This is a genomic window from Spartinivicinus ruber (assembly GCF_011009015.1).
Taxonomy (GTDB): Bacteria; Pseudomonadota; Gammaproteobacteria; order Pseudomonadales; family Zooshikellaceae; genus Spartinivicinus; species Spartinivicinus ruber.
The window spans coordinates 6,136,593-6,149,975 of the sequence record NZ_CP048878.1; the positions used below are offsets into that span (position 1 = coordinate 6,136,593).

A 13,383-nucleotide genomic window follows, 5' to 3' on the forward strand; every position below is an offset into this window, starting at 1 on the left:
TTTAGGCTTAGATTATCACCACAGAGCCTTTGTTAGGATTTACAAGCTCTGTGGTTTGATGAAATATCCGGGCTAGGAATTTTTTGCCAAACCTTCAATGCCTTTAAACTGTAAAAGTACTTTTCGTGCAGATGTATCTAATGTTTGGCTAATTTATTATTTAACGTCTTTATCAATCATAAAATTTTCAAGATGAGATATTTTTAAACCTAAGCATATTTCTTTAAAACCAACTTTCATCCACATAAAAGTCTAACTCAATAGTATATGGTTTGATTTCATCATGATAAACCTGGTAACCGTCATGGCCTTCTGGGATATCTCTTTCACAACGTAATACATATTTGTCGTTAAAATAATCACTTTTTCCTTCTTTACAGTAGTGTTTTCTTGGGGAAGCAGGATAACCTCTATTTTTTTTAGATAAAGGAATTGAACGAGGATAATATTTGACGTTATTACCACCACCACCATTATTTTTACTATAGAAGCCAAAAGAAATCTCAGATATATAATCACTGCATTTATTAATATCATTATTAACTTGCTGCGGAATGGTAATTATATAGCTATCTCCTTTATCAATACCATAGTATACTTGCATATATCGGCTCGGAATCATAGTAGGGTTATCAGTCCAGTCTTTTCGTACTAAACATTTTCTGTCACCAGAATGCCATTCACTATATGCTCTAACATACCAGTTTGATGGTTTTTTCCCTTTTATTGTAAGTAAGTTATTTTCCGTATCTATACCATAAATTTTCAAGTCGGTTTCTGTTATCCATATATTGTTCACTTGAATATAATTTTCTGGTATTCCCTTAGTTAACCAAAACTCAAAGTCTTCTTTAAGACCACGAAAGATATAAACAAACATAACTAAAACAGCAACGACCAAGATAACTTTTTTGTCTTTTTTTGTCATAGCACTAAAGCTGCTCTATTATTTTTATCCTTTCAAAACCAGATACATCAAAATATTTAGGATCGATATTTGATTCTAGCATTTTTTCGAATAGCTGAATATCTGAATTAATACTTTTAATTTGCATATTATAATAATCTATTTCTTTTTGCGCCATTTCTTCTTGCTGTTGAATACTTCGGTGGAGTTTATCACGACGATGAATACCAGTACTATACGGGCTTCTTAAAGCTTCTCTTATCGATTTAACTCGTTGTTTCAAAATAGAGGAAATCTGATTCCGTAATTGTACAACCATTTTCTTATTCGCTTGAAGTATTTGTATCGCATGCTGTATACCTTGTTGCTGTTGTTGACTAGAAAGGAGTAGCTGTTTAAGAACAGCTTTTAGCTTTGGTACATAACACTGTGCTACAGAGTGATCAGCTCCAGACTGAGCTAAGTTTGCCATAGGGTCTAAATTAAATTTTTTAAGAGTATCTTTATCAATAGCAATAAAATTGTTAAAAAATGCATGTTTCAAATCTTTAAAAACATCATCACCATCAACTCTCAAATCTTGTCCTTCTTGTTGTGCAAGTGCATACATTAAATTTGCCATTCCCTGCTGGTTGAAACCTAAGCTTTGTATACCAACCACAAAATTTACGTTTCCTATGGTAAGTATCTGTTGAAGCTCCCCATGATGGAGATAGTTATCAAAGTCAAAATCAACCGTATCCAATATACCAAACCCAATATTGCCAGCAGTTTGACCTAATCCTGTCAATGCTGCTTCTGGTGCTAGTATGCCTGCTTTTATCGCTGAACTAAAAATTACTTTCTGTCGCTCTGATGTTTCTACTAGTTGAGATAGGCCTCCATTGACCCATTGAAAAGGAACCATTGGTACAGCATCACGATTATTAACATGGCGAAAGTGAGGTATTGTCTTATATCGGCCAACAAAACGCTTAGTGCCTACGCGAGGGCTTCCATAAGTGTAAAGTAAAGGTATTGCAGACAATAATTCTTTTATTGCTGCCGCAATTAGTGTTGCCCCTGCACCACCTAAACTATGCCCCGCAACAAAAAAATTTTCAATTTGCTGTTTATGAATCTCATGATACTTTAAAATACATTCCCATAAAGCCATGAAAAAGTTAAAAAAGCCTTTATGAACTCTAGGCGCACTACTATCAACTATTGGTACAAAATCATCAAGCATTTTATCGAACCAGCCTTGCGCAGGAACAAATGGAATCTGCTCAGCCTCTGCATCACTAACAACATCCTTAAATGCTTGAGAATTGCTTATTATTTCAAGTGAATGTTTAACCTTATCTTCTTGCTCTATATCAAATAAATAACGTACTACGATACTTCTAGCAATTCTCATATGTGGTAGTTTAGAAAGTTCTTTATTCCATACCCTTTCAACTTTGTCTAAATCCCATTCGCTACCCTCAGTGCCTCTCACAAATATCAGCAAACTTTTTCCTTGACAAGCTATTAAAGCCTCAGCACCAAATTTTATATTAATCATCAAGCGAGGAAAAATAATTCGATCTGCAAATGGTGCCGTTTGTACCACAAAATTACTAGGATCAGTATTAATTTGATTTACTGATTCATAGGTAGCGTATTTTTTAACTACATCTTCTAATGATCCCAAGTAGTTATCATTTTCGTTTATATCCCAGTCTGCATATACCCATTGGCTAGCAACAGCTAAGTTATATGCATTTACATAGTGATATTCAATTGTATCAATTAGTACTGGTACATAGGCTATTAACGATTCAATTTCAACACAGTGATTAGTACAGACACACAAATTATTAATTGAAGTTTCAAGATGACCAAAATACTCTTGCTCTGAGAGAGTGATAAATATGATCTCACCATTTTCGTTAAAAGCTTGTTTTCCACCATCATCAAGATCTGCTAATAACCCTTGTTTAATATCTTCTGGATATGCATGAAATTGATATTGCCAAGCTTCTGTTGTTGGCTTAGTAGCTAGCCACTCCTTGACAGGAGCAGTACCTTCTTCTGGTTTAAGGCGGCGAGAAGAAACCGTATCCCAAACAGGTAATACTAGTTGATATGTTTGATCTATTAATTCCTCATGGTAAATTATACCACTATATGGTAACTCACCTTCTACGGTCTCAGATGAACCTACAAGGTTATAGGAAATGCCTTGATAAGGTTTATTCTGTTCATCAACAACTCTAATTTTTATCCATTTTTTTGCAAGACATTCCTGACAAACATCTTGTGTATCACTCATAGTGGACCTGCCGCTCAAGTTTTTTCAACCAACTATCGATGTTGTCAGTTTGCTTATCTAAAATCTGATCTACTGTTATTGATTGTTTAATAATTCTAAGCATGAAATCCTCAAGTTTATCAGCATCAGTTACGCCTTTGTTATATAATATATGAATAAAAGGAGTTAGTTTTTTTTCTAATGAACCATGCTTAAGTGTTAATTGACGCCATTGATCAGCATCAAAACGTAACCAGCGTTCAGAAATACTACTGGCAAGCTGCAAAGCATAATACTCGCTTTGTCTGTACGAGTTGAAGTCACTATTTTTAAGCTGCCATACTCTTTGCTCTTGACTTTCAAGGATTTTCTTCTGATTAGAGCCTTCAAACTGGTAATAATTATTATCATACGGAATACAGAATAACTTAGCACATGAGAGAAAGCTGTTCTCTGAAGTAAAATCTTGGAGTAAATAAAATACCACTCGAGGATCCCACCATCTGACAAGAAATTTCTCGCTTCCAATACTTGCCTCAAGATGATGCTTTAAATGGTTAACAAGCTTTTCAAAAGGTAAGGAACTAACAAGGAAAAACCCCCAATCTTTACTTTTTTTCAGCGATAATGGCATGTTAATTTCCATTAGCTGGATTAACCAAGGTCCAATCTCACTATCACCTGAAAATCGTGTGCCAGCAAATATAGGAGTAGCTCTCACATCCTCCAACACCGAATAAAAAGCAGCTACAGGCTTATCATCTGATATTCCATTTAAAATAACATATTGATATTCCGAAACTGTACTAAGTAGCCAATGTGTTATTGACTGATACAAACGTTCCATTATTCACCCTCCTTTTTACAGTCTTTGACTAGTGGTACTGCATTTGCGTTGGCTTTCTTAAGTAGAGCCTCAAAAGACTCTTGAACACCTTCTGGCTTAAACGGTTCCTGAATACTCAAGCCGCTTCCACTGCCAGGTGTACCGCCACCTATCTTTATTTTCGGTGCAGTAAAATGCACGCCAGAGGGATTAAGTTTGGCCTGGCTGCCGCCGCCTTTAATGGTCATTTCTACTCCGGCGTCAAATACGATTTTGTCGCCAGCTTTAATGTGGATTTCATTACCTGCTTGAATACTGTATTTAACGCCGGTGGTGCTATGTAAACAGTCGTTGATGATGGTGTGAATGTCTTTACTGACATTTAGGTTGTAGTTGCCATCTATTTTTTGGTGAAATTCACCTTTAACATGTTCATAGCTGCAGTTGTCCACATTCAAGTGGCGCTCGTTATTGATGTGTTCTCGCTTGTCGTTTTTAACTTGAATATCCAGGTCTTTCTGGGCATGTATAAATACTTCTTCATTGCCTTTTTTATCTTCCAAGCGAATCTCATTAAAACCATCGCCCCCTGGGCTGCTGTTGGTTTTAAAGGTAGTGCGGGTTTTATTGTCGGGGAGTTTATAGGGTGGTTTGTCTTTGCCGTTGTATAAACAACCCATGATAATCGGTTGGTCGGGGTCGCCATTGATGAATTTCACCAATACTTCTATGCCGATTCTTGGGATAAATAAATCACCCCATTTATTACCCGCTAAAGGTTGCCTGACCCGCACCCAACAAGAGCTGTTTTCGTCGTATTCACCGTCTCTATCCCAGTGGAATTGAATTTTGACTCGGCCGTATTTATCACAATAAATTTCTTCCCCTTTAGGGCCAGTGACAAAGGCCGTCTGTGAGCCTCTAATTTTAGGTTTGGGGGCTAATGGCTGGGTTTTAAATACATGGTCTCTGGGACTAACATCCATTTTATTGCCATAGCCACTGTTGCTACTTCCAGTAAACTCTTCTACTGACTGGGGTTGGCTACCATAGTGCCATACATCATTAATCAACCATTGAATGTCATAGCGAGGGTCATCATAGTTTTGCAGCAAAAAGAAGTTACCGGCAGAAATATAAGGGTTATTGCTTTTACCCTGGCCAAAGACTCGGGTTGCACGATAGGCTAATAGTGCCGTTTTGGCTTTCTTCTGACCCGCTTCAGGGGTTCTATAGGGTACATTGTGATGATAGACCTCTAACCCACTCAGTTCAGATCCTTCGTCACTGGCTTTTTCTGTAATTTCTAAATCTTGTCTAGGCCGTTCAAAGTTAAAATCCCGAAATACAGCCGTATCCGGTGCGGCTTCAGCGCCAGCATAAAATAGACTCATAAAATAATCTGTCGTAACCTGACCGCTTTGAAATTTATATTCAATTTCAGGGGTAACAGGTACAGGCTTAAAGCTGTAATGGCTGTCACTGATCATCATTAGACACTGGTCTTCGGTATGATCAAAAAAATAATGCAGGCCATCTTCTGCCATTAAACGGTGGATAAAGTCTAAGTCAGTCTCTTCATATTGGGTGCAATAAACCCGGGTGGGTAATTCAGTGGTAATTTGAAACTTAAAATCATCAGCGGTGAGTTCAGCACTCTCCAACACCTGCCGGATAATGGCTTCTACCGTGAGATGCTGAAAAATCTTTAGGTTAGTCCGGTAGTGCAGTAGCGTGACTTTCGGTACCAGCTCAAATTCATACTTACAAAACCTATCGCCTATTACATCTCCCATTTCTACGGCATGGATAATGCCGTTGACATAACGCGGCTCCTCAGCCTCATGAATAACCAATTGAGCGGACTGTTCTAAAAGGTCGTCAAACTCCAAATCAAAGTTTTCACAAGCGGTAACTATATTAAAAATAAATGGGCGGGAAATACCTTCACGGCCATGAAACTCGATTACCCGCAATTCTTCTTCAATGCCCTTAACAGTAAAAGTAAAACGGCTAGTGTTACCTATCCCCATTACCATTATACAACCCTCCCTGGAATGCTACACTTCAGGCACTGGTCACTACATGTATCAGCTGTAATGCAGTAAATACTGGTAACAGGTATGTTTGAAAAGACACTATATAATAAGAGGAATGGGAAGAGGGTTAACTGCAACATACAACTTTACACTCTGATTAAAACTCTAATTACTGTGGATAACTTAGGAATCACCTCACTAGAAGTGTAGTTAAAAAGGAGGGTGTTTGTTGGCGCTAGCAAGCAAATTCTTTTCCACTCAACAGCCTACTGCAAAAGTTAACAGATATGGAGTAATAGGGTATTTAGAGCTATGCCTTTTTAGCACTTGATGGGCCATGGAAGGCCCTTCAAGCACGGCGAAAAATAGCCTGTCATTTCATATCGTTCGCCAATCTTATTTTCAACCTCGTTTTGCAACATCCCAAAAGAAAAAAGCCAATAGGCCCTTTTAAAACTAATTACTATAAGATGCTTCCAAGATTACATTGCTGTAATTGCTAAATGCATTTAACAGTACATAGTAACTGCCAGATTTGGGTGTTTTATAATTACATACTTCCAGCTGGGTTGTTTTATACGGTCTGCAATCCCAGCTTGATAGTGTTGGCTTTGCTCCTTCTTTTACATGCATATCAACATCACCAGAGCCTCCTTCTACTTTGATCTCCAGGTTACTAGCCCCCTCTGGTACATCAATTTTATAGTACTCCTGATCACCTTTTGTAGCAGTAAGCCCTGTTACCGGCACACCATTTTTCAGATCTTTAACAACTTGCGTATCATATGATGCAACCAAACTGATATTGCTGTAATTACTGAAAGCATGAAGCATTACATAGTAGGTTGTCACTTTTGGTGTTTGATAACTACATTCTTCCAGCTGAGTGACTTTATAGGGCCGGCAATCCCAGCTTGATAAAGTAGGTCTGGTGCCAGACTTAACATACATATCAGCATCACCAGAACCACCATTTATTTTAATTTTTAAATTATAAGCACCAGCTGGAATTGCTATTTTGTAATAATCCTGACTACCTTTACTGGCAGAGAGCCCTGTAACAGGCATGCCATTTTTCAGTACTTTATCATCTGGATCAGGGTCTGGATCACCAGGTACACCAGGATTCGTTAGTTTTGTCCAAGCACAATATTTACTATTATTTTTTTCTAGCCAGAAATAGCGACAATCAGAATCATAGCTATTTCTACCAGTATGTACTTTAAAGCCAGATAATTTAACATCATTTAGATGCTGATACCTACCATCTTTCTTTAAACTAAAGTGCTGATGAGGACCTGTTGAATGACCACCTTGACATAAGGCTTGTGGTTTATTATTTGCGTAATTAGCGACTTTTTGATTACGTGCAATATTATCATTGGTTCTTACTTGAATATTATCTAAATGATAATAAGTTGTAGACCAACCACCAGGATGGATGATTTCCAAGTTACATGATGAATGAACCTTTGCTCTACCTGGTGCAGCAGAAGCCACCCAAATATTAGAAGTATTCGATCCCCAACTGCCTCCATTATTTAAGTCTAATGACGATTGTGGAAAACTGCCACTCCCATTATTAGTATGGGTGCCACCATAGCGCCATGCTTTTCCTACTAAATACGGTAGTTGTAAGAGATTATCGGGCGGCAAATCGAAAAAGTATTGCTTATTTGATAACTTTGAAGAGTCACTGTCAATAGTAGGTTCATTTGGGAACAGTCGGTAATAAGTCTCATAGAAATCATCCATACTGTTGTTATTAGTAATGCCTTGACTTTGAGTAGCTTCGTATAGTTGCTCTAAAGATGTTTTTTCAATTAATCTTGTTTTACCATTGGTTTTATAAAAATATTTTGCAAGCTTAACTGCAACATCCTCTATTTGTTCAGAAAACCCATATTTCTCCGATAAGCTACCCATTGGCTTATAATATATAGATACATCTAAATACTCACTTGAAATTAATCCTGTTTGCTGCTCTATTAACGCAATAATAACTCTTGGACTTATACTCGAAAAACCACTCCAATGAGAGATAACTTCAGCATAGTCCACTAGATGTGGAGCATTATTTTCAAGATAGTTTTTTATATCAAAATTAAACATTTCATCTGTAGTATATATGAGCTGATTTTGCTCAAAGGCATAACCATCTTTAATAACTTTATTTTGTTCTGCACTAAGAGCTGCTCCAGACGAACTTAAAACAAAGATAATTGTAGAAACATTTAACAATCTTTTTTTAAAAAAAATTATTTTTCTACTTTGATTTCTCATAGCAACAATCCTTGTCTATAAATAGTTACAAACCCTATATGCTATTCGTAAATAGTATAAAGATATGCATTATTGGATTTACGGAAGGCGTTTAGTGGATACAATAAACAGTCTTGCAGCTAATTCATTTTTAACTAGAGAACCAGTTCAAACTTTTTAACTATTCATAGAACAATAGGAAAACAAAAAAATTTTGACATTATAATTTGCAATAGAGAACTTTCTAATAAGCACACATAAAACTATTTTGTAACTAAAATAAGAGTATAAACATAAACCTTTTTACCTTGATACTTCATGTCATGACTGTATGACAAGCCTAATCTTTCGGCTAATGCTATCGATTTTATATTCTCCGGCAATATCAAACAAAGCAATTCCGAAGTTATTTGGCGATTTGATATCCAATCTATAACAGATTGTACAGCTTCCGTTGCATACCCTTTTCGCCAATGAGCAGGACTTAGTGCCCAACCTATTTGTAGCCCATCCCAGTCATCAGAATATTGTAAACCAACACGACCTATAAGTTCATTTGTTGATTGTTCAACAACTGCCCAAAGCCCACAATTATGCTCAGACCAATGATTGATAATAAACTCGATCTGTTCCCAAGCCTGCTCTCTGGTAAGGGGCTTGCCTGCACTTAGAAACTTCATAAAGTCCGGATTCTGGCAAATGCGGGCATAAGCATCCAAGTCACTATGGTCAAAGCCACGCAATATTAATCGGTTAGTCTTAATAACAGGTACATCTACCATCAATAAACCTATAATCTTTAATTGATTATATTTTAACCTCATTCAAAACATACAACTGCTAGCAATTCAATATACATACTCATACACTAGGGTCTGTTAACAGGCCCTAATATCTTTTTCATTCATGATACTTTAACTGACTTATGCGTGAAATCCGAGTTTATTCACCTTTTACCCCACAAGAGAAAGCAGTAGTTGAGCTATCTGAGAGTGCCTCTGGGCACCTTGGTCGTGTATTGCGAATAAAGCCAGGTCAGCCTATTACAATATTCAATGGTGAAGGAATCAGCTATCAAGCGACTGTTATTGAAGTTTCTAAAAAGCATGTCTTAGTACAACTGGAAAAAGAAAATACCACTAATACCGAATCTCCCTTGCATACCCACTTAGGCCAATGTTTGTCCCGAGGGGAACGTATGGACTTTGCAATCCAAAAAGCTACAGAAATGGGTGTTTCAGAAATTACACCACTTTTCTCAGAACGCTGTGAAGTTAAGCTTAGTGGAGAACGTATAAAAAAACGTCTTTCTCATTGGCAGCAAATCATCATTAGTGCTTGTGAACAGTGTGGCCGCAATCAGTTACCGATTATTAATTCACCACAATCGTTGACTGACTGGCTAAGCCAAGTACAAGCAGAACAGAAACTTGTTTTACACCATCGTACCAATCAGACTCTTCAGTCAATGAATAGACCTAATTCAGTTGCAGTGCTTATAGGTCCAGAAGGAGGACTCTCCAGTAATGAGATACAAGCAGCTGAACAACAAAATTTTTCATCCCTCACTATGGGACCTAGAGTGCTAAGAACAGAAACAGCCCCTATTGCTGTATTAGCGTTACTACAAGCACAATGGGGTGATTTTTAAAGTTAGTTATATAATAACTGACCAAGTAATATGCTTTTGTTGTTAAAAACTAATCTGTTGCATTTAACCTGAAATTGACTACTCAAATGACTACAACGCCTAAAAGTATTACATCTTTTGTATTTAACATAGCTTTTGCCTTATTACTACCTGCCCAGGTACTTGGCTCTTCATGCTTTAGCCCATCACCAAATAACAAACAGAATGAAGATAGTTTTAAGCCAGTAACAGAAAAAAACTTAAGTCGCTCTGAACAAAGAAGTATTAGAAATATCTTCAAAAATATGGGTGGCCGCTGGACAGGTACAGCAACAGGCTTTTTTTGCATGGGAACAGAAAAATCGCTAAGACAAAAGCCTGATAATTATATCATCGAATCAATGGACGTGAATACCAACTCATCCGGTGATTTAGTCTTAAGTGCTCAGTTATTTTCACAAGCAAAAGAAACATCCCGTCAAGAGAATATGAGGCTATTTATTAGTGCAGGTAAATTGAGACTAGATAAAAATAGCAAAATGGGTGACGTAAGCCTAGATCAGATTACAAAAAACAAGGTAGTATTCACTCAACGATACAGGATTCCAACTCGTCAAAATGGTACTATCAAGGGAAGCATAGCTCAAGAAATAATCAGAACTATTAGTGCCTCTAGGTCTACATTGCAAATTGAGTATAATATATATACACAAGGAGTACTAAGTTCTAATAGTGTTTGGATGCTAAGAAAAAAATAAATTGATTATTTTGGTAGTAAATTATGGTTGTCCCTATGATTGTTATAAGAAAAATGACTGAGTATGACGCAACGGAAGTTAAATCACTGTCTGTTGAAGAAAGTCAGCTCGCCTATGTAGGTCACATATCAGAAATTCTATGTGATGATCCAGCAACCAACCACTTCCATGTTATTCTAGACAATGAGAATATAGTTGGTTTTTTCATTATTGATACCCTCTATAAACAACATTACTCTTTCACTTTAGACAAAGAGCTTGGCTTGCGGGGCTTTATTATTGACAAAAACCAACAAGGTAAAGGGCTAGGCAAACAGTCAGTTATAGCACTAAAGCCTTATTTACAGTTATTTTATCAAAAGTGGGACTCCATTGTATTGACTGTTAATTGTAAAAACATAAATGCATATAAATGTTATTTAACAGGAGGCTTTACTGATACTGGTCAACTTTATCAGGAAGGGCCAGCAGGACCTCAACATATTATGAGAATGAATATATAATTACTTCTAATAAAACTATAAGTATACTTAGGAGCTAAGCAGGTGGCTGGTAGTAAACCGAAGTCACTTACTCTAATCGATACTTAAAATCCGTGTTTTTCTAATATTTCTTCCAAACGCCCTTTTTTTGTTATAATATCAAGACCTTTATTAAAATCGCTGATTTTATTTTGAAAGTCTTTAGCTTTTTTTGATATTATCAGGTGCTGATTCACTACTTCTATAGGAGGGCTTAACCATTCAATTTTATCAACACTTTCAGGAAAATCATTAGTTAAAATATATTTTCCTACACCTTTGTCTATTAGGGCCAAGTCGATTCTTTTTAGTATCAATTTTCCAATATTTGCTTTTTCTTTAACTACAGGGTATGTTTGCAACTTAGCACGCTTAAACTTAGGCGCATTAGAATACCCAACGATTACTCCTATTTTATATGACTTTAGCTCTTCAAGGCTCTTAAAACTGATATCATCCTCTTTCCTTTTATAAAAACCAATAACATTTGCTGGCAATGGATCGGAAAAAACAAAAAATTCTTCTCTATCTTTCCTATACCAAGCACTATAAATACCATCATAACCCCCTTGCTTTGCCATTTCTAAACGTCTTGCCCAAGAAGCGATGAAATCAATTTTTACTTCATAATTTACTTGCTTGAATGCTTCTTTCACAATTTCAGTTATAACCCCACCATTTACTAGATTTTTACCATAGTAAGGGGGGTACTCGCCATAAGCCAACTTTACTTCTCGTTCGCTTGATTGGACTGTTAAGCAGCTTAATGCATAAATAACTACAAACCATATAATTTTCATATTGACATTCGTTTTAAACTAATGGTGAATGCTTATAGAATGAAATAGCTTCATTCTTTGGTGCATTCCTAACAGCTATTCATTTTGAATAATAGTACAGTGGTTATTATTCCTGAAGTATTAGCATAATAATTTCTTCACCGCAATGCAGAATTTTTTCATGATAGCTTTTAATAATTAATGCCATATAACTATAGCTAAATATTAAATTTCTAAATATTCTATATCTACTATTCTTCAACTCGCCAAAGATATTGGTTTGCAAATAAAGCATTCAAAGAAATTAACAACCTTATACTCAAAAGGATTTACACAGTGAAAAGTAAATTACCTATAAATCTTGCTATTTTTTCTACATTATTATTTAACACCTATGCAAATGCTGAGTTAGAGAATAATGCTTGTATAGATAGAGTTAGTGAAAGCACTGTAAACAGTGTTTATAACCATGAAAGTTGCTCAGCAGGAGTGTTTGCTAACTCTCATTATTCAGCAATATCAAACTTTAATATCTTGGATGCTACAACAGTTTCATTTGATTTTGTTACACCAAATGATTTGGAACTTGGATGGGTGATGGTCTGGAGTGATACTACAGAAGTTGATTTCTCTATAAAACCTACTTTTAAAGCACCACTCACTTCAAATAAAGGCCACTATATACTGAATTCTGATCAAATTAATTTTCAGCAAGGTATATATACAATAGCAATTACTGCCGGAAAAGATGAGAGAACTGTTGCTGCAACAAGAGCAATGATTTTTGGTCAGCCTGCTCAATCAGGGGGTAGTGCCATAGCTGTTACCAGAAGAGCATTAACCGGAATAACTGCTGTTTTTAACAGCCCTCCCAATGTCATAGCCAGTGAGAATTTAACATGGTTAAGAGTATTTGATGGCTCTTTAGAAGGTTCTTCAACCCAAGGCACACAACCAATTCTTGAAATGAAAAGACCTCCTGCAGATTCTTCAGGTATAGTTTCAATAAACTTCCCAGCAGGAACCTTAAAGAACAAAAGAACATATACTTTAATATTTAATCCTGGTCGTACCTTTGGAGCTATATCTGCAGCACATACTTTTAAATATGTACTTCAGTAAAAACTGCTCCTTGCATAAATTATTTTTTTCTTGGTGTTTAAGTTAAACTGCTTGCTTCATTTTCTGAAAAGCCTTAGCAACTCCAAGGCTTGACCGTAATGAAGCCAAATGTAGCATGAGAAGACTAACAAACTTAATTGGGTACAAGTAGTAAATACCATAAAAATGCTAAAAGCTCTGATTCCTGGGGGCTACATGGAAACTTTTTGTAGCTCCACTGTTAAAGAATCCATCTTTTAAGAAAAAATTCTCAACCTTAAGTTT

General features: G+C 36.3%; 11 protein-coding genes. 4 read left to right on the plus strand and 7 right to left on the minus strand.

Features of this window, described 5'->3' with window-relative positions:
- Positions 1-223: 223 nt before the first annotated feature.
- The 6 genes from G4Y78_RS27685 to G4Y78_RS27710 form a co-directional block, all read right to left on the minus strand.
- On the minus strand, positions 224-928 hold the full coding sequence (locus G4Y78_RS27685) for a hypothetical protein (RefSeq protein ID WP_163836169.1): 705 nt from the start codon (positions 926-928) through the stop codon (positions 224-226).
- Positions 929-932: 4 nt separating this feature from the next.
- The gene (locus tag G4Y78_RS27690) at positions 933-3,203 is read right to left on the minus strand and encodes a lipase family protein (protein ID WP_163836170.1); all 2,271 of its coding nucleotides are present in this window, start codon (positions 3,201-3,203) and stop codon (positions 933-935) included.
- Positions 3,196-4,029 carry a DUF4123 domain-containing protein gene (locus tag G4Y78_RS27695; protein ID WP_163836171.1) on the minus strand — a complete coding sequence of 278 codons (834 nt, stop codon included), beginning with the start codon at positions 4,027-4,029 and terminating at the stop codon, positions 3,196-3,198. The genes G4Y78_RS27690 and G4Y78_RS27695 overlap by 8 nt, the downstream gene beginning before the upstream one ends.
- A complete protein-coding gene (tssI, locus tag G4Y78_RS27700) occupies positions 4,029-6,047 on the minus strand; it encodes a type VI secretion system tip protein TssI/VgrG (RefSeq protein WP_163836172.1) in 2,019 nt (672 codons plus the stop codon). The genes G4Y78_RS27695 and tssI overlap by 1 nt, the downstream gene beginning before the upstream one ends.
- Before the next feature lie 456 nt (positions 6,048-6,503).
- Positions 6,504-8,330: a pre-peptidase C-terminal domain-containing protein gene (locus G4Y78_RS27705; RefSeq protein WP_163836173.1), complete on the minus strand. Its 1,827-nt coding sequence runs from the start codon at positions 8,328-8,330 to the stop codon at positions 6,504-6,506.
- A 242-nt stretch (positions 8,331-8,572) separates the two neighbouring features.
- A complete protein-coding gene (locus G4Y78_RS27710; RefSeq protein WP_163836174.1) occupies positions 8,573-9,091 on the minus strand; it encodes a GNAT family N-acetyltransferase in 519 nt (172 codons plus the stop codon).
- Positions 9,092-9,234: 143 nt separating this feature from the next.
- Between G4Y78_RS27710 and G4Y78_RS27715 the strand changes: the two genes are divergently transcribed.
- The 3 genes from G4Y78_RS27715 to G4Y78_RS27725 all read left to right on the plus strand — a co-directional run bounded on the left by G4Y78_RS27715 (position 9,235) and on the right by G4Y78_RS27725 (position 11,200).
- On the plus strand, positions 9,235-9,960 hold the full coding sequence (locus G4Y78_RS27715) for a 16S rRNA (uracil(1498)-N(3))-methyltransferase (protein WP_163836175.1): 726 nt from the start codon (positions 9,235-9,237) through the stop codon (positions 9,958-9,960).
- A gap of 86 nt (positions 9,961-10,046) precedes the next feature.
- Positions 10,047-10,697, plus strand: a complete 651-nt coding sequence (locus tag G4Y78_RS27720; protein ID WP_163836176.1) for a hypothetical protein — start codon at positions 10,047-10,049, stop codon at positions 10,695-10,697.
- Positions 10,698-10,732: 35 nt separating this feature from the next.
- Positions 10,733-11,200 carry a GNAT family N-acetyltransferase gene (locus tag G4Y78_RS27725; protein WP_163836177.1) on the plus strand — a complete coding sequence of 156 codons (468 nt, stop codon included), beginning with the start codon at positions 10,733-10,735 and terminating at the stop codon, positions 11,198-11,200.
- A gap of 83 nt (positions 11,201-11,283) precedes the next feature.
- Here G4Y78_RS27725 and G4Y78_RS27730 read toward each other — a convergent pair whose 3' ends face one another.
- A complete protein-coding gene (locus tag G4Y78_RS27730; RefSeq protein ID WP_163836178.1) occupies positions 11,284-12,018 on the minus strand; it encodes a substrate-binding periplasmic protein in 735 nt (244 codons plus the stop codon).
- A gap of 315 nt (positions 12,019-12,333) precedes the next feature.
- Between G4Y78_RS27730 and G4Y78_RS27735 the strand changes: the two genes are divergently transcribed.
- Positions 12,334-13,119, plus strand: coding sequence for a hypothetical protein (locus G4Y78_RS27735; protein ID WP_163836179.1), 786 nt, complete (start codon positions 12,334-12,336; stop codon positions 13,117-13,119).
- Positions 13,120-13,383 lie beyond the last annotated feature (264 nt).